The following is a 16,910-nucleotide window of genomic DNA, read 5'->3' on the forward strand; positions in this document are numbered from 1 at the left end:
TCGGACCGCCTTCTCTCCGTGCGCGGGGAGAAGGCCAGGATATTGAATGACGTCCTACCGCAATTCCGATCCGCGACCGCCGATCATGCACGGCTCGCCGCCCTCTATGGTGCCGCCGCGCATCGACTGGGACCGGCCGCCGTGGAACCGTTGGTCGTTCCAGTACATCCGCGAGATTCTCCCGACGGTCGAGGTCTGGAAGGGATCGGGTCACGCCTCGCGGCTGCCGCGGGCGGAGCGAGACCTCGACATGCTGGCGGTGCGCACGGTCTCGGGTGCGTCCTCTACGCTCGCCGACCTCCTTGACGAGACCTTTACCGACGGCTTCCTGGTAATGAAGGACGGCGCGGTCGTCTATGAGCGGTACTTCAACGGCATGACGCCGCGCACGCTGCACCTCTCGCAGTCGACGGCGAAGTCCGTCACCTCCTGTGTCGCCGGCGTCCTCGTCGGCCGCGGCCTGCTCGATCCGTCGCGGCAGGTCACGGACTATCTGCCGGAACTCGCCGACACGGCATGGAAGGGTGCCACGCTGCAGCAGGTGCTCGATATGACGACGGGCGTCCGGTTCAGCGAGGAATATACCGATCCCTATTCGGAGATAGGCCAGACCGATGTTGCCAGCGGTTGGAAGCCGATCCCGCCGGGCGCCGATGCGGACTTTCATTGGCCTTCGCACATGTGGGAGTTCATCCTGCGCCTGAAGGCGCTCGACCGACCGCATGGCGAGGCCTTCGAATACCGTTCCATCGAGACCGACGTGCTCGCCTTTGCGATGGAGCGCGTCACCGGCAAGCGCCTGGCCGAACTCGTTTCGGAAGAGCTGTGGCAGAAGCTCGGCTGCGAAGAGAGCGGCTGCTTCACTGTGGATCCGGCGGGCTATGCGCTCGCCGACGGCGGCTTCAACGCCACGCTGCGCGACTATGGCCGCTTCGGCCAGATGGTGCTGGACAAGGGCGCAGGCATCGTGCCGTCACAGTGGATCGAGACGTCGCGCAACGGCATCCACGGCCCGCAGTTCAGCACCCACATGCCCGAGGCGTCCTACCGCAACCAGTTCTGGATCGAGGATCCGCGCACACGCAACCTCCAGTGCCGAGGCGTCTTCGGCCAGCTCATCCATGTCAACTTCGACGCCCGTCTCGTCACGGTGAAGCTGTCGAGCTGGCCCGATTTCACCAGTCCGGAACTTTCCGCGGCGACGCTCTCCGCCGTCCACGCCATTGCCGAGGCCCTGTCATGACCGATCTCGAACTCTGCTACCTGCCCGCCACCGAGGCGCTCGCGCTGTTCAGGAAGAAGAAACTGTCGCCCGTCGAACTGATGACGGCGGTGATCGACCGGGCCGAGAAGACTAAGGACAAGATCAACGCCTTCACCTACACCCACTACGACGAGGCGCTGACGCTGGCGAAAAAGGCCGAGGCGAAATACGCCAAGGGCAAAAAGACTGGCCCGCTCGAAGGCCTGCCGGTGGCGGTCAAGGACGAGAGTTACATCGCCGGCAAGCCGACCTCGAACGCCTCGCTGATCCTCAAGGATTTCGTCGCCGAGAAGACCTCGCCGAACAACGAGCGCATCATGGCGGCGGGCGGCATCGTGCATGCCCGCACCGCGACGCCGGAATTCTCCTGCGCCGGCTACACTTGGTCCAGGCTCTGGGGCGTTACCCGCAATCCGTGGAATACGAAGTTCACGCCGGGCGGCTCGTCCGGCGGCTCGGGCGCGGCGCTTGCCGCGGGCCTGACGCCGATCGCGACCGGCTCCGATATTGGCGGCTCGATCCGCATTCCTGCGTCAGCCTGCGGCGTCGTCGGCTTCAAGCCGCCCTATGGCCGCAACCCCGACGACCCGCCCTTCAACCTCGACTTCTACTGCCACACAGGCCCGATGGCGCGGACGGTGGAGGACACGATCCTGCTGCAGAACGTGATGTGCGGGCCGGACCCGCGCGACATTGCGAGCCTGCGTCCGAAGCTCACCCTGCCGACGAAATACAAGCCGATCAAGAACTGGAAGATCGCTTTCTCGATGGACCTCGGCCTGTTCGAGGTCGACAGGGAAGTTCAGAAGAACACCCGCGCAGCGCTGGATGTCTTCCGCTCGCTCGGTGCCACCGTCGAGGAGGTCGATCTCGGCTGGCCGAAGAACGCGCTCGAGATGGGCATGGCCTATCTCAACCACCTTTTCGGCGCCTCGCTCGCGAGATTGCTGGAGGAGCATGCGGACGAGCTGTGCACCTACACCCGCAAGTTCGCAGAGGACGGCCAGGCATCGAAGGCGACGGAGTTCGTCGCAACCCTCGACACCGCCGCGCAGATGTACAGCACGCTCGGGCCGCTGCTGGAGGACTACGACGTTTTCATCTGTCCGACCAACGCGCTTGCCGCCGTGCCGGCCGACCACGACCAGTCGAAGGACGAGGTGAAGATCAACGGCAAGGTGGTGAACCCGTCGCTCGGCTGGGTGATGACGACGCCGTTCAACATGTTGTCCCGTTGCCCGGTGATTTCCGTGCCGACGGGGCATGCGAAGAACCGCGTGCCGACCGGCATCCAGATCGTCGGCCGCACCTATTGCGACGAGGACGTGATCCGTGCCGCGTTGGCCTATGAAAAGGCGGTGGGCGGATGGTATGGAGCGCCCGCGGACCGGCCGAAGATCTGACGCCGGCCAATCGCTGCGTTGCAGCCCTGCACCGTTCGCTGACAAATGTAGTGAAGCGGCGCTGCACTCGATTGCGGCAGGTTCGGACTCGTGCTTAGGATTTGTCCAAACGATAAAAAATCGTGAGGCGGGACAATCTAGTCCCTTGGGCAGCCAGAGGTGGTGGACATGAACAAACCCAGCAGTCTTATCGTAACCCGTCGCGCCCTCATGCAGGCGCTCGGTGCAGGCGCGGCGCTCGCCGCGATGCCCGGCCTTGCCGGCCGCGCCTTCGCGCAGGAGAAGCTCAAGGTGGCGGCCGTCTACACGGTGCCCTTCGAGCAGCAGTGGGTGTCGCGCATCCATCAGGCGGCGTTGAAGGCCAAGGATCACGGCGACATCGACTATGTCGCGACAGAGAACGTCTCCAACACCGACTACGAGCGCGTGATGCGCGAATATGCCGAGGCCGGCAACAAGCTGATCCTGGGCGAGGTGTTCGGCGTCGAGGAGGCCGCGCGCACGGTCGCTGCCGACTATCCCGACACCGCCTTCCTGATGGGCTCGTCCTTCAAGCCCGACGACGCCGTGCCGAACTTCGCGCCCTTCGACAACTACATCCAGGACGCCTCCTACCTCACCGGCATCATCGCCGGGGCCATGACCAAGTCGAAGAACATCGGCATGGTCGGCGGCTTCCCGATCCCCGAGGTCAACCGCCTGATGCATGCCTTCATGGCCGGGGTGAAGGAGACGGCGCCGGAGGCCAAGTTCCAGGTCGCCTTCATCGGCTCGTGGTTCGACCCGCCCAAGGCCAAGGAGACCGCCTTCGCCCAGATCGATGCCGGCGCCGACGTGATGTATGCCGAGCGCTTCGGCGTCTCGGACGCCGCCAAGGAAAAGGGCGTGCTGGCGATCGGCAACGTCATCGACACACAGAAGGACTATCCCGACACCGTGGTCGCCTCCGCGCTCTGGCACTTCGAGCCGACGCTCGACAAGGCGATCGCCGAGGTCAAGGCCGGCACGTTCAAGGCGGCCGACTACGGCATGTATTCCTTCATGAAGGAAGGCGGCTGCTCCATCGCGCCCCTCGGCACCTTCGAGGGCAAGGTGGCGGCAGAGGTCATGGCCAAGGTTGCCGAGAAGGAAAAGGCGATCAAGGACGGCTCCTTCACCGTCGCGATCAACGACGAGGAGCCGAAGTCGAGCTGATCGGCTTCCTGTCCTTCTCCCCGTTCACGGGGAGAAGGTGGCCCGAAGGGCCGGATGAGGGGCAGTGCCACGGTATGAACAGTTTGCGCCGCCCCTCATCTGCCTGCCGGCATCTTCTCCCCGTGAAAGGGGAGAAGAGGGATTTCCCATGACCGTCCTCCACCTCTCTTCCATCACCAAGCGCTTCGGGCCGCTCGTCGCCAATGACGCGATCTCGCTCGACCTCGCGCGCGGCGAGGTGGTGGCGCTGCTGGGCGAGAACGGCGCGGGCAAGACGACGCTGATGAACATCCTCTTCGGCCACTACGTCGCCGACGAGGGCACGGTCGAGGCGTTCGGCAAGCCGCTGCCGCCCGGCGATCCGCGCGCAGCACTCGATGCCGGCGTGGGCATGGTTCACCAGCACTTTACCCTTGCCGACAACATGACGGTGCTCGAAAATATCGCGCTCGGCACCGAGCCGCTGTTTTCCCCTCGCTTCTCCCGCCAGGCTGCGCGCGAGAAGATCAGGAAGCTCTCCGCGGATTTCGGCCTGGAGGTCGACCCCGACCGCATGGTCTCGGCCCTTACCGTCGGCGAGCGCCAGCGCGTCGAGATCCTGAAGGCCCTTTACCGCGACGCCCGCATTCTCATCCTCGACGAGCCGACAGCCGTGCTCACCCCGCTGGAGACCGACGCGCTCTTCGCGACGCTGAGGAAGCTTGTCGCCGAGGGCCTGTCGATCATCTTCATCTCGCACAAGCTGCATGAGGTGATGGCGATCTCCGACCGCGTCGTTGTGCTGCGCGCCGGCAAGGTCGCCGGCGAGCGCCGCACCGCCGACACGGACCGCAAGGAACTAGCGGCGCTGATGGTCGGCCAGGACCTCGTCCAGCCGCCGGTGCCGGCGCCCGTGCGCGGCGCGGTGCTCTTGTCGCTGCGAGCCGTTTCCACCGAGGGCGGCCGTAACCCGTTGCGCGCCGTCGACCTCGACCTTTATGGCGGCGAGATCACCGGCGTCGCCGGTGTCTCCGGCAACGGGCAGGCCGCACTCGCGGGCCTGCTGTCTGGCACCGTTCGCGCCATCTCCGGCGACTATTCGATCGCCGGCGATGTCGTCGCCGACTGGTCGCCATCCCGCGCGCTGGCAAGCGGCGTCGCCCGCATCCCGGAAGACCGCCATGCGGTGGGCGCCATCGCCGACATGAGCGTGATGGAGAACGTCATCTCCGAGCGCTACCGGACCGCCCGCTTCTCGAAACGCGGCCTGATGGACTGGAAGGCCGCGCGGGCCTTCGCGGAAGAACTCATCCGCGACTACGACGTCAAATGCCCCGGCCCCGACGCCCGCATCCGGTTGCTCTCCGGCGGCAACATGCAGAAGCTTATCCTTGGCCGTGCGTTGGACCCTGAGCCCGCCATCATCCTCGCCAACCAGCCAACGCGCGGCCTCGACGTCGGTGCCATTGCCTATGTCCACGGCCGGCTGCTCGAAGCACGGGCGAGGGGAGCCGCGGTGCTGCTGATCTCGGAGGATCTCGACGAGATCCTGACGCTGTCGGACCGGATCGTGGTGATGTCCGGCGGACGGCTGTCGAGTGCGTCCGCGCGCGGGGAAAGGACGGTGCGGGAACTGGGCGAGCTGATGGCGGGACACGGGGAGGCGGCGACGTGATGTTTGTCTCCGCAATCGCCGCGTTCCTTCGCGCCCCCCTCTGGCCTGCCGGCCATCTCCCCCACGAGGGGGGAGATCGGCTGTCGCCGCGTCCATCGCCTATCGCCGACGTTTCAGGTTTGGCGCGAACAGTGAGACCGCCAATCTCCCCCCGTGAGGGGGAGATGGCCGGCAGGCCAGAGGGGGGCGCTGTCCCGCCACCACATGGCTCCTTGGTCGAGGTGCACCCCCATGCGCCTTGAACCCAAGCCCGCCCCGTCGCTCGCGACCACGCTCCTCTACCCCGTCGGCGCGATCGCGGTCACTGTCCTCATCGCCTCGCTGCTCGTGCTCGCGGCCGGCGCCAACCCGCTCTCGGTGTTCGGCCTGGTGCTGAAGGGCGCCGCTGGTTCGCAGTTCGCGCTGATGGAGACGCTGACGCGGGCGACGCCGCTGGTCTTCACCGGGCTGGCCGTCGCGGTGGCCTTCCGCGCCAAGCTGTGGAACATCGGTGCCGAGGCGCAGCTCTATGCCGGGGCGATCGTCACAGTGGTGCTCGGCACCGGCGCCCTGCCGCTGCCGGCCTTCATCCTCCTGCCGCTGATCGCGATCTTCGCCGCGCTCGCCGGCGCCATGCTCCTCCTCGGCCCCGCCGTGCTGAAGGTCCGCTTCGGCGTCGACGAGGTCGTGACCACGCTGCTGCTCAACTTCGTGATGCTGCTGTTCGTGTCGATGCTGCTCGAGGGCGTATTGAAGGACCCGATGGGCCTCGGCTGGCCGCAGTCGCAGAAGCTGATCGCCGACGCCCGCCTGCCGCGCATCATCACCGGCCGGCGCCTCCACTACGGCTTCGTCCTCGCGCTGGTCTGCGCCGTCTCCGTCTGGTTTGTGATGAAGAAGACCACGCTCGGCTACGAGATGCGCGCCGTCGGCCATAATCCGGAGGCGGCCCGCTTCGCCGGCATGCCGGTCAATCTCATCCTCATCAAGACGGCGCTGATCTCGGGCGGGCTCGCGGCGCTTGGCGGCTTCTCCGAGGTGGCGGGGCTGAAGGGCAACCTGACGCTCGATCTGTCGCCGGGCTTCGGCTACTCCGGCATCGTGGTGGCCATGCTCGCCATGCTCAACCCGCTCGGCGTCATTGTCGCCGCCATCTTCGTCGCCGGCATCTTCGTCGGCGCCGACGCCATGAGCCGCACGGCGGGCGTGCCCTCCTACATTGCCAACGTCATGGTCGCGACGGCGCTGTTGACCATGGTCACGGCGATCATGCTGACCAGATATCGGGTGAGGTGGAGGTGAGCGGGATGGCGGTGCTTTCTGGAACACCCCTCATCCGACCGAGCTTCGCTCGGCCACCTTCTCCCACAAGGGGAGAAGGACAAGCGCCCGTCCTTCTCCCCTTGTGGGAGAAGGTGTCGCCGAAGGCGACGGATGAGGGGTGTTCCAGCTTGGCGACAACGTCCATCGCCGAGGCCACCCGATGACCGAAGCCTTCGACATCCTTTTCCAGGCCACGTTCTGGGTCGCCGCGATCCGCATCGCCTCGCCGCTGATCTTCGCCACGATGGGCGAGCTGATCTGCGAGCGGGCAGGGGTGCTGAGCCTCGGTATCGAGGGCATCATGGTTGCCGGCGCGTTTGCCGGCTGGTTCACCGTCTATTCCGGCGGCGACCTGTGGGCCGGCGTGGTGGTCGCTGCGCTGACGGGTGCGGCCTTCGGCCTGCTGCATTCGACGCTGACCGTCCCGCTCGGCCTCTCGCAGCACGTGGTCGGCATCGGCGTCACGCTGCTTGCCACCTCGCTCACCTATTTCACCTACCGTCTGGCGCTGCCGGAGGTCACCTCGCCGCCGAAGATCGAGCCGTTCCAGCCGCTGCCGATTCCGTTCCTCTCCGACATCCCGCTGGTCGGCCCGGCGCTGTTCGCGCAGACCCCGCTCACCTATCTGGCCTTCGTTACGGTCGCGATCGTCGCCTGGGCGCTCTACCGCACGCCGCTGGGGCTTGCTGTCCGGGCCGCCGGGGAAAATCCGTCGGCCGTGGAGGCGCAGGGCATATCCGTCACCGCCATCCGCATGGGCGCGGTCATGGTGGGCTCGGCGCTGATAGCCGTCGGTGGCGCCTTCCTCACCATGTCGGCCTTCAACTCGTTCTTCTTCGAGATGGTCAACGGCCGTGGCTGGGTGTGCATCGCGCTGGTCGTCTTCGGCTCGTGGCGGCCAGGCAAGGCGCTGCTCGGCGCCGTCCTCTTCGCCGCCTTCGACGCCTACCAGGTGCGTCTGCAGCAGGTCACCGGCGGGGTGGTGCCGTACCAGCTCTTCCTGATGCTGCCATATCTTCTCTCCATCCTGGCCCTCATCCTCGTCGCCCGCCGCGCCACCTACCCGAAGGCGCTGATGGTGCCGTATCAGAAAGGGGAAAGATGACCTTCGACCTCCTCATCCGTGGCGGCGTCCTGCACGACGGCACGCGCGCCGATGTTGGCGTCAATGGCGAGACGATCGCGGCCATTGCGCCGAGCCTGCCGGCCGAAGCAGGCCGCATCGTCGACGCGACCGACTGCCTCGTCGCGCCGCCCTTCGTCGACCCGCATTTCCATATGGACGCGACGCTCAGCTACGGCATTCCGCGCGTCAATGCGTCGGGCACGCTGCTGGAAGGCATCGCGCTGTGGGGCGAGTTGAAGCCGCTGCTCACGCACGAGGCGGTAAAGGAGAGGGCGCTCGCCTATTGCGACTGGGCGGTGTCGATGGGCCTGCTCGCCATCCGCAGCCATGTCGACACCTGCGACGACCGGCTGCTGGCGGTCGAGGCGCTGCTGGAGGTGAAGAAGGAGATCGCGCCGTACATCGACCTCCAACTCGTCGCCTTCCCGCAGGACGGGCTCTATCGCGACCCGACGGCACGCGAAAACACAATCCGGGCGCTCGACATGGGTGTGGACGTCGTTGGCGGCATCCCGCATTTCGAGCGCACCATGGCCGACGGCACCCGCTCGGTCACCGATCTCTGCGAAATCGCGGCCGAGCGCGGTCTTTTGGTCGACATGCATTGCGACGAGACCGACGACCCGCTGTCGCGCCACATCGAGCAGCTCGCCTACGAGACCCAGCGCCTCGGGCTGCGGGGTCGCGTCAACGGCTCGCACCTCACCTCGATGCACTCGATGGACAATTATTATGTCTCCAAACTGCTGCCGTTGATGGCGGAGGCGGAGGTCTCGGCGATCCCCAACCCGCTGATCAACATCATGCTCCAGGGCCGCCACGACACGTTTCCCAAGCGCCGCGGCATGACCCGCGTCAAGGAAATGCTGGCGATGGGCATCCGCGTCGGCTTCGGCCAGGATTGCTGCCTCGATCCGTGGTATTCGCTGGGCACCGCAGACATGCTCGATGTCGCCTTCATGGGCCTGCATGTCGCCCAGATGTCGCATCCGGCCGAGATGGCGAAGTGCTTCGACATGGTCACCAGCGAAAGTGCCGCCATCATGCATCTCGACCACTATGGCCTCGCGGTGGGCAAGCGCGCCTCGCTCGTCGTGCTCGATGCCGGCAACAAGACCGAAGCCGTGCGCCTGCGGGCGGAGCGGCTGGCGGTCGTGGCGCGCGGGAAGGTGGTGGCGGAACGGCCGCGGCGCGACACGACGCTGAACCTGCCGGGACGGCCCGAAAGCGTGAACCGGCGGCACCGGACTCCGGAGTGACGGGTTCTCCTTCTCCCCGTTCACGGGGGTCCGAAGGACGGGCGAGACAAGCGGCTCGCCCCGGCACAGGTGCCCGAAGGGCGGATGAGGGGCGTGGCGCGAACTCTCGAAAGTTCGCGCTGCCACTAACTGTCCTGCCGGACATAGGGCGGGACCCGCCGCCTGCGGCAAGGGTCGCTCGGACGATGTCAAGGATATGGGACGACGGAAGCGATGCGCGCGAGCGCCGAGGTGTCAGCGCCGTCATTCCGGGGCCGCGCAGCGGAACCCGGAATCCAGCGCGCCAACGCTGGTGTATTATCTCGATCTGCGCTCCGACATGGTCGCCACAGTCGGTGAACTGCCTGCTTGCCCGGCGCTCTGGGTTCCGGGTTCCGCTGCGCGGCCCCGGAATTGTTTGTCTGAATCGGGCTAGAATACGGGTGGAACTGCGGGCTCTTCGACAGCCCGCAGTTCCGGCGGCAGGCAACCGTCCCGGAATCGGGTTTGCACCCGTCGTCATCAAGGTTCCTGCCGTCTCGCGCCATCGCTTGGAGAGTTGATCGGGCCGCTGATCGCCACGCCCGCAAACAATCTCAAGCCAGCCTGGATGAGGATAGCATCAGCATGGCCCTTCTGCACCACCTTCCCCGCCGCTGCCTGGGCTTCGACGTCGCCAAGGAGACGATCGCCGTCTCCGATGGCCGCACCGTCGAGGTCATCGACAACCGCCGTCCCGCCATCCGCCGGTTTCTGCGGGCCTGCCGCGCCGATTTCGCCGTGTGCGAGCCGACCGGCGGCCACGAGACCGTCCTGCTCGACGAGTGCCTGCGCCTCGACCTGCCGGCACACCGCGCCGACACGCGCAAGCTCAAGGCCTTCATCCGTTCGCGTGGCCGGCTCGGCAAGAGCGACGCCATCGATGCGCGCGAGCTGGCCGCCTATGGCCTGGAGCGCTGGGCGAGCCTCGCCCTGTGGCAGGCCGCCGACCCCCGCCAGGAAAGGCTCAAGGCGCTGGTTCGCCGCCGCGACGACCTCGTGGCTATGAAGGTGGCCGAGCAGAACCGCTCGAAGGCGCCCGGGGCAGCCGAACTGGCCACGACCTTCCGAGCCGTGCTGGCCGTCCTGAAGCGACAGATCGCGCGCGTCGAGCAGGCAATCCGCACGCTCATGCGCAGCGGGGTGCTGAAGCACAGGAGCGCCGTCGTCACCGCCATGGCGGGCATCGGCCAAGTCACCGCCGCCGCCCTTCTCGCCGCGATGCCGGAACTCGGCACCATGGACCGAAGGCAGGCCGCCGCGCTGGCAGGCCTGGCGCCGCATCCCAACGAAAGCGGAAAGAAGGTCGGCTACCGACGCATGCGCGGCGGCCGCCCGGCCGTGCGAACCATACTCTACATGCCCGCCATGCAGGCCGCCTGCGGACGCGGCGAGTTCGCGGACTTCTACAAACGCCTGCTGGCCGCCGGAAAAAAGCCAATCCTCGCCCTCGCCGCTGTCATGCGAAAGATCATCGTGACCCTCAATGCCAGGCTAAGGGACGCTCAAATGCAGCAGAGTTGATGACGGCGCGCGCGATTGTCCTCCCCGTGTGAGGAAGGCCGATCTTATCTGCGATGACGCTGCGATAAGGGCACGACAGGCGCACCTCAGGACGTGTCGCAGAACTCGACCGGCACGGCGGCGGCGATTGCAAGTCTCTCGATGAGCGCGCCCAGGCCATGGATCGCGCCGCCCTCATTCCCGGCCTCGTCCGACGCCTGGCCACGATGCAGGAACGACAGCCGGCACAGATGCGCCGCTACCGCCCGCATGTAGAGCCCGAATGCCCTGAGCGAATCGGCAAGCTCCTCCGCATCTAAGGGATGGCTGCCGAAGGCGGCCGGCATCGGGACGGGCGTCCAGGGTCTGCGGGCGAAGCTCCGGAGCGTGCCTTCGACATAGGCGCTCAGCAGCGTATTGGCCTGCCAGGCGGCCCACAGCACGCACCAGCGGACCCAGAACGAGCGGCCGGCGGCCTGTTCGGCCATGTCGGCGATCGAGAACAGGCGCATGACGATCCTCGCCTTTAACGCCTGTTGCCTCCCCGCCTTCGCCCTCCAGCCCATCACCGGCTCCCGTTTGACCGGACGTAGTTTCGGGCAAACCCGGAGGGGTGGGGATGGAAAAATTTGATGGGCCAACAGGAACAAGGGGTTAGCAGAAAACGGATGGAAATCGATTCATCAGAATGATGGTCCATTCTTCGCACGACATCAGCCTCATGCGCCCCCTCCACCACGCTACGCGTGGTCCCCCTCCCCCGTTTTACGGGGGAGGATCCGCGCGCTCGGCCGTCGCTTCTTATCCTTTTGATGAGAGTAGCCACGGGAGGGCGGCGAGGCACCTGATCCTCCCCTGCGAAGCGGGGGAGGGGGACCACGTAGTGGTGGAGGGGGCGCGGGTGTGGGGAGGCGCGCGGGTGCGGGGAGGGGATCGCTCGAGCGTCATGGAAAGGGCGCGCATGTCGGCCGGGCGCTTTTGCGCGAAAGTTGGGCGTGCCGGCAGTGCCTTCTGCTTGGTTCCCACCTCCATCTGCATTATGTCAGCGCCAAGACATCACATCGCGAGTCCCGACATGTCCATTTCCAAGGAAACAGTCCTCGAGAAGCTGGCCACCATCAAGGGGCCGGACTTCGAGGGCGACATCGTCTCGCTGGGGCTGGTGTCGGACATCTTCATCGCCGATTCCAAGGTGTTCTTCTCGATCACCGTGCCCGCCGCCCGCGCCAAGGAACTGGAGCCGCTGCGCGCGGCCGCCGAGCGCGCGGTGAAGGCGCTGCCGGGCGTGGCCGGCGCCATCGTGGCGCTGACGGCGGAGAAGAAGGGTGGCGGCATGGAAGCCGCACCCCCGCGTCCCGTCCCGCCGCGCCCGGCGCCTGCCGCGCGGCCCGCACCTCCGCTCGCCCCGCCGTCGACGCAGTCCGGCAAGCGCGGCGTACCGGGCGTCGAGGCGATCATCGCGGTTGCCTCCGGCAAGGGCGGCGTCGGCAAGTCCACCACCGCCGTCAACCTCGCGCTCGGCCTCGCAGCGCTCGGGCTGAAGGTCGGGGTGCTCGACGCCGACATCTACGGCCCGTCGATGCCGAAGCTGCTGGGCATCAAGGGCAAGCCGACCACGGTCGACGGCAAGATCCTGAAGCCGATGGAGAAATACGGCCTCAAGGTCATGTCGATGGGCTTCCTCGTCGAGGAGGAGTCGCCGATGATCTGGCGCGGGCCGATGGTGATGTCGGCGCTGACGCAGATGCTGCGCGAGGTCGAGTGGGGGGCACTCGACGTGCTGGTGGTCGACATGCCGCCCGGCACCGGCGACGCGCAGCTGACCATGGCCCAGCAGGTGCCGCTCGCGGGCGCCGTCATCGTCTCGACGCCGCAGGACCTGGCGCTGATCGACGCGCGCAAGGGCCTCAACATGTTCAGGAAGGTCGACGTGCCGCTGCTCGGCATCGTCGAGAACATGAGCTACTTCGTCGCCCCCGACACCGGCAGGCGCTACGACATCTTCGGCCATGGCGGCGCGAAGGCGGAGGCCGAGCGCCTCGGCGTGCCGTTCCTCGGCGAAGTGCCGATCGAGATGTCGATCCGCGAGAACTCGGACGCGGGCACGCCGGTCGTGGTGGCCGATCCAAACGGCCCGATCGCCGCGGTCTATCGCGACGTGGCGGCGAGGGTGCGGGAGCGCATGCGCGCCGAATCCTCGTCTGGTGCGGCGAAGGGCCCTGCGATCGTCTTTGAGTAACTGTTCGAAATTCCTCGCTTTTTGCCGCCCTCCTACATTCGTCTGGTTGCTGCCGGTTAAATCCTGACATAACATGTCAGCTAGTCGATGTTTCGTAATGAAACAGGGCGCGACCCAGCAGCCGGTGGAGCAAGGACGGGAATAACCCGCGACACGCCGATCCGGAGGTCCGCAAGGCAGCGTCCGAGGCCGATGGGGCATGGTGTGAGGCGGCATCGAGATGGCTGACGTGCAGTTCACGCGTCAGCTCGCGACGATTGTTTCTGTGGACGCGGTCGGCTTTTCGCGCCTGATGGGCCAGAATGCCGATGTGGCTGTTGCGGCCTTCGAGACGCGAGCGGCGATCATCCGGGAGACCTGCCGCAGCCACGGCGGCGAGATCTTCGGCGCGGCCGGAGACAGCTTCATGGCCGAATTCGGCCTGCCGGCCCGTGCGCTGCTGGCCGCGCTCGCCTTCCAGAAGCGCATCGTCGAACTCAACGCCGCCACGCCGGAGAGCGGCCGCATGGCGTTCCGGGCCGGCATCAACACCGGCGATGTGATCGTGCGCGACCTGAACCGCTACGGCGACGACGTCAACATTGCCGCGCGGCTGCAGGAATCCGCGCCCGAGAGCGGCATCGTCATCTCCGAGACGACGTTCAACCACGTGCAGCGGCTTTCGATCGCCCGCTGCCGCGACATGGGCGAGAAGCGGTTCAAGAACATCCTCTATCCGGTGCGCAGCTATCTCGTCCTGTCCGCCGAGGCCGATTCCGCGTCGGCCGGCGAGGAGAGCACGGCCCAGCCGCGCGTGCCGACCATGCCGCTGGGAGCCTTGCCGGCCGGGCCGCCGGCGGTCGCGGTGTTGCCGTTCCGCGCGGCCGGCTCCGGAGCCGAGGCGGAGGCGATGGCCGACGGTCTGGCCGAGGACATCATCATCGGCCTGTCCAATGCGCGCTGGCTGCCGGTCATCGCGCGCAGCTCCAGCTTCCAGTTCCGCGACGCCGCGCTGTCGGACGCCACCGCCGGCCTCGCGCTCGGCGCGCGCTATGTCGTCTCGGGCACGGTGTCGCTCACCGGTCCGACCATCCGGGTCAGGGCCATGCTGGAGGACGCCGTCGAGGCGAACACGATCTGGGCCGGCACCTTCGACGCCGACGTCGAGGGAATTCCCTCGATCCCCGACGAGATCGGCGGCGAGATCGTTATCGCGCTCGCCAAGGAGGTCGACCGGGTCGAGCAGGAGCGCTCCTTCCGGCTGCCGGTGGAAAGCATGGACACCTGGCAGCTCATCCGGCGCGGGCGCTGGCACATGGGGCGCCGTACCCATGACGACACCGAGATGGCGCTCGGCTTCTTCGAACGCGCGCTCGACCGGTCGCCCAACTCGACCAGTGCGCTCAACGAACTGGCCTGGTGGTATTTCTGGCGTTCCTGGCTGCGTTTCGGCCAGCCGCACGACTACGAGGCCGATCTGGTGCAGGTGGTGGCCTATGCCCGCAAGGCGCTGGCGATCGACCCGCATGACGCGCGCCCGCACTGCCATCTCGGCATCGCCGACATCATGCGCGGCAGGCCCGGCTCGGCGCTGAAGCATCTCGATATGGCGCTCGCCATCAATCCCAGCTTCTCCTTCGCGCATTCCGCCAAGGGCAGCGCGCACAATCTGCTCGGCGAGGCCGCGAAGGCGATCCCCTCCCACCTGCAGGCGGAGAAGCTCAGCCCGTTCGACCTCTACCGCTTCCACAATCTCGGCGAGCTCGCCGCCGCTTATGCGTTCACCGGCGATTTCGGCGCCTCGGCGGATGCCGCCAAGGCGTCGCTGGAACTGTCTCCGGCCTACTGGTATTCCGGCCTCATCCGGGTGGGATCGTTGTTCCGCGCCGGCAGGGAGGCGGAAGCGGCGGCCGAGCTCAATGCCTTCCGGCTGCGCCACCCGCATTTCCGGATGCGCCGGGCTGAGCTGGTTCCCTATGTCGATCCGGCCTCCAACCGCTTCCTGATCGGCAATTTCCGCGCGGCGGAGGAGCAGCTGGCGCTCGCCGTTCAGCGCTGAGGGCCGCCCGCCGGGGGCTGCAGCGCGACATGCGCGCGCAGCCGTTCCTCGTCGAGGATCCGGATGCCGTTGCGGCGGATGTCGAGGATGCGCGCCTCGCGCCACTGCTTGAGGTTCTTGTTGACCGATTCGCGCGTGGCGCCGAGGAAATCGGCGAGCTCCGACTGCGAGATCTCGATCCAGCCGTCATCGGCGGCGAAGGCCGACGCCATGAACAGCAGCCGCTTGGCCAGCCGCGCGTCGACCTTCAGCATCACCTGGTCGCCGAACTCGCCGCTGATCCAGCGGATCCGGGCGCAGAGCAGCCCGATGATCGCGCGCGACAGCGCCGGCGTCCGCGTCACCCGGTCGACGAACTGCGCATGCGAGATCGAATAGACCTCGCATTTTCCGACGCAGGTCGCGGTGGCCGTGCGCGTGCCGCCGTCGAGCGCGCCGATCTCGCCGACGAGGCTGTGCGGCGTCTCCATGTTGGCGACGATCTTGCGGCCGTCGGGGGAATAGAGGGAAATCTCCACCGCGCCCTTGACGATGCCGAAGACGCGGTCGGGGGGATCGTCCTGCATGAACAGCGTCTCGCCGTCGGCCCACTGTTCCGGCGCATGGCCGGCGAACAGCAGGTCGAACAGCTCCGCAGGCAGCTGCCCGCCCCGCGGCGCTGCCGGTCGCGGCATCTTGGCCCGCCTCATGCAGCTTCACCAATGTGTAGATCAGCGGCGCAAGACGCCGCAAATTGAATGTGTCCCGTCGCCATGCAAAGAAGACCCTCGAGGAAACCTAACCCAGGGAAAACACGATGACCAGCGATGCTGTTCTCCATGAGAAGCATGACGGCTATGCCACAGTGACGCTCAACCGCCCGCATCGCCTGAACGCCTTCAACGAGGATCAGCATCTAAGGTTGCGCGCCGCGCTGGACGACTGCGCCGCCGATGACGACTGCCGCGCCGTCATCCTGACGGGGGCTGGCCGCGGCTTCAGCGCCGGACAGGACTTGTCCGATCGCGATCCGACACTCGGCGGCCCGCGCCCCGACCTCGGCCTGACGCTGGAGACCTATTACAACCCGCTCATCCGCCAGATGCGGGCATTGGGCAAGCCGATCATCTGCGCGGTGAACGGCGTCGCCGCGGGTGCGGGCGCCAACATCGCGCTGGCGGGCGACATCGTCATCGCCGCGCGCTCGGCGAGCTTCATCCAGGCCTTCTCGAAGATCGGCCTGGTGCCTGATGCGGGCGGCACCTGGTGGCTGACGCGGCGCCTGGGCGAGGCGCGCGCCAAGGCGCTGGCGCTCACCGCCGAGCCTCTGCCGGCCGAGACGGCGGCAGAGTGGGGCCTGATCTGGAAATGCGTCGACGACGCGGAGCTGATGGCGCAGGCGCGGAAGTTCGCCGAAAAATTCGCCAACGGCCCGACGGCGGCCTATGCGCTGACCAAGCACCTGATCCAGGCGGCCTCCACCAATTCGCTGGACGAGCAGCTCGCTATGGAGCGCAACTTCCAGCATAAGGCGGGACAATCCGACGAATATCGCGAGGGTGTCGCCGCCTTCCTGCAGAAGCGCCCGGCGAATTTCCGGGGCAAGTAGGCCGGGTCCGTGCGCCGCCGCCGGCTTCCGTCGGCGGCATTTACGATGGCGTGGAGAATTCGCTTTGCTCGGCTTGAATTCCGCGGCCATTGCCGATAAGACGCGCTCCACGCTGCGCCGCGTCGCGGACAGCGCCGGATTGCCGCTTTAGCTCAGTTGGTAGAGCACATCATTCGTAATGATGGGGTCGCGTGTTCGAGTCACGCAAGCGGCACCAAATCTCTCAACAAAACCGGCACTTTGGGTTTTGCTGCGCATCGTCTTTTGATGCCGGTGCCTCGTCTCGACTTTTTTGCGGCCGAGGCTCGTCGTCTTGGCCAAG

At 66.8% G+C, this 16,910-nt stretch carries 13 protein-coding genes and 1 tRNA gene; 12 read left to right on the forward strand and 2 right to left on the reverse strand.

Going from position 1 to position 16,910, the window contains the following annotated elements; genetic code table 11:
* Positions 1-46: 46 nt before the first annotated feature.
* From B9Z03_RS09680 to B9Z03_RS09720, 8 genes are all read left to right on the forward strand, one after another.
* Positions 47-1,243 carry a serine hydrolase domain-containing protein gene (locus B9Z03_RS09680; protein ID WP_085464021.1) on the forward strand — a complete coding sequence of 399 codons (1,197 nt, stop codon included), beginning with the start codon at positions 47-49 and terminating at the stop codon, positions 1,241-1,243.
* The gene (locus B9Z03_RS09685) at positions 1,240-2,667 is read left to right on the forward strand and encodes an amidase (protein WP_085464022.1); all 1,428 of its coding nucleotides are present in this window, start codon (positions 1,240-1,242) and stop codon (positions 2,665-2,667) included. Before B9Z03_RS09680 ends, B9Z03_RS09685 begins: the two co-directional genes overlap by 4 nt.
* A 168-nt stretch (positions 2,668-2,835) precedes the next feature.
* A complete protein-coding gene (locus B9Z03_RS09690) occupies positions 2,836-3,861 on the forward strand; it encodes a BMP family protein (protein ID WP_085464023.1) in 1,026 nt (341 codons plus the stop codon).
* A gap of 148 nt (positions 3,862-4,009) precedes the next feature.
* On the forward strand, positions 4,010-5,515 hold the full coding sequence (locus B9Z03_RS09695; RefSeq protein ID WP_085464024.1) for an ABC transporter ATP-binding protein: 1,506 nt from the start codon (positions 4,010-4,012) through the stop codon (positions 5,513-5,515).
* A gap of 231 nt (positions 5,516-5,746) precedes the next feature.
* The gene (locus B9Z03_RS09705) at positions 5,747-6,796 is read left to right on the forward strand and encodes an ABC transporter permease (RefSeq protein WP_085464026.1); all 1,050 of its coding nucleotides are present in this window, start codon (positions 5,747-5,749) and stop codon (positions 6,794-6,796) included.
* 181 nt (positions 6,797-6,977) lie between these two features.
* Positions 6,978-7,922: an ABC transporter permease gene (locus B9Z03_RS09710; RefSeq protein ID WP_085467577.1), complete on the forward strand. Its 945-nt coding sequence runs from the start codon at positions 6,978-6,980 to the stop codon at positions 7,920-7,922.
* Entirely contained in the window at positions 7,919-9,202 is a 1,284-nt protein-coding gene (locus B9Z03_RS09715) for an amidohydrolase family protein (protein ID WP_085464027.1), read from the forward strand. Before B9Z03_RS09710 ends, B9Z03_RS09715 begins: the two co-directional genes overlap by 4 nt.
* 606 nt (positions 9,203-9,808) lie before the next feature.
* Entirely contained in the window at positions 9,809-10,744 is a 936-nt protein-coding gene (locus B9Z03_RS09720) for a transposase (protein ID WP_085463671.1), read from the forward strand.
* An 86-nt stretch (positions 10,745-10,830) separates the two neighbouring features.
* Here B9Z03_RS09720 and B9Z03_RS09725 read toward each other — a convergent pair whose 3' ends face one another.
* Complete coding sequence (locus B9Z03_RS09725) at positions 10,831-11,289, reverse strand: hypothetical protein (protein ID WP_139832214.1); 459 nt, start codon at positions 11,287-11,289, stop codon at positions 10,831-10,833.
* A 509-nt stretch (positions 11,290-11,798) separates the two neighbouring features.
* On the opposite strand from B9Z03_RS09725, the gene B9Z03_RS09730 reads away from it, so the two are divergent.
* A complete protein-coding gene (locus B9Z03_RS09730; RefSeq protein WP_085464029.1) occupies positions 11,799-12,962 on the forward strand; it encodes an Mrp/NBP35 family ATP-binding protein in 1,164 nt (387 codons plus the stop codon).
* 220 nt (positions 12,963-13,182) lie between these two features.
* Positions 13,183-15,000 (forward strand): adenylate/guanylate cyclase domain-containing protein, encoded by a 1,818-nt coding sequence (locus B9Z03_RS09735; RefSeq protein ID WP_085464030.1) that lies wholly within the window; start codon positions 13,183-13,185, stop codon positions 14,998-15,000.
* Here B9Z03_RS09735 and B9Z03_RS09740 read toward each other — a convergent pair.
* Complete coding sequence (locus tag B9Z03_RS09740) at positions 14,991-15,674, reverse strand: Crp/Fnr family transcriptional regulator (RefSeq protein WP_244561706.1); 684 nt, start codon at positions 15,672-15,674, stop codon at positions 14,991-14,993. The genes B9Z03_RS09735 and B9Z03_RS09740 overlap by 10 nt on opposite strands.
* Positions 15,675-15,796: 122 nt before the next feature.
* Between B9Z03_RS09740 and paaG the strand changes: the two genes are divergently transcribed.
* Entirely contained in the window at positions 15,797-16,588 is a 792-nt protein-coding gene (gene paaG, locus B9Z03_RS09745; protein WP_085464032.1) for a 2-(1,2-epoxy-1,2-dihydrophenyl)acetyl-CoA isomerase PaaG, read from the forward strand.
* 141 nt (positions 16,589-16,729) lie between these two features.
* A tRNA-Thr gene (locus B9Z03_RS09750) sits at positions 16,730-16,805 on the forward strand.
* Positions 16,806-16,910: the final 105 nt, after the last annotated feature.

This window comes from Mesorhizobium australicum, from assembly GCF_900177325.1.
GTDB classification, from domain to species: Bacteria; Pseudomonadota; Alphaproteobacteria; order Rhizobiales; family Rhizobiaceae; genus Mesorhizobium_A; species Mesorhizobium_A australicum_A.

What these genes read in the sequence shown, in the direction of transcription:
- B9Z03_RS09715 (WP_085464027.1), top strand. Translation starts at nt 7,919, where the DNA reads ATGACCTTCGACCTCCTCATCCGTGGCGGCGTCCTGCACGACGGCACG.
- B9Z03_RS09680 (WP_085464021.1), top strand. Translation starts at nt 47, where the DNA reads ATGACGTCCTACCGCAATTCCGATCCGCGACCGCCGATCATGCACGGC.
- B9Z03_RS09695 (WP_085464024.1), top strand. Translation starts at nt 4,010, where the DNA reads ATGACCGTCCTCCACCTCTCTTCCATCACCAAGCGCTTCGGGCCGCTC.
- B9Z03_RS09725 (WP_139832214.1), bottom strand. Translation starts at nt 11,289, where the DNA reads ATGGGCTGGAGGGCGAAGGCGGGGAGGCAACAGGCGTTAAAGGCGAGG.
- B9Z03_RS09730 (WP_085464029.1), top strand. Translation starts at nt 11,799, where the DNA reads ATGTCCATTTCCAAGGAAACAGTCCTCGAGAAGCTGGCCACCATCAAG.
- B9Z03_RS09690 (WP_085464023.1), top strand. Translation starts at nt 2,836, where the DNA reads ATGAACAAACCCAGCAGTCTTATCGTAACCCGTCGCGCCCTCATGCAG.
- B9Z03_RS09685 (WP_085464022.1), top strand. Translation starts at nt 1,240, where the DNA reads ATGACCGATCTCGAACTCTGCTACCTGCCCGCCACCGAGGCGCTCGCG.
- B9Z03_RS09740 (WP_244561706.1), bottom strand. Translation starts at nt 15,674, where the DNA reads ATGCCGCGACCGGCAGCGCCGCGGGGCGGGCAGCTGCCTGCGGAGCTG.
- B9Z03_RS09705 (WP_085464026.1), top strand. Translation starts at nt 5,747, where the DNA reads ATGCGCCTTGAACCCAAGCCCGCCCCGTCGCTCGCGACCACGCTCCTC.
- B9Z03_RS09720 (WP_085463671.1), top strand. Translation starts at nt 9,809, where the DNA reads ATGGCCCTTCTGCACCACCTTCCCCGCCGCTGCCTGGGCTTCGACGTC.
- B9Z03_RS09735 (WP_085464030.1), top strand. Translation starts at nt 13,183, where the DNA reads ATGGCTGACGTGCAGTTCACGCGTCAGCTCGCGACGATTGTTTCTGTG.
- B9Z03_RS09710 (WP_085467577.1), top strand. Translation starts at nt 6,978, where the DNA reads ATGACCGAAGCCTTCGACATCCTTTTCCAGGCCACGTTCTGGGTCGCC.
- paaG (WP_085464032.1), top strand. Translation starts at nt 15,797, where the DNA reads ATGACCAGCGATGCTGTTCTCCATGAGAAGCATGACGGCTATGCCACA.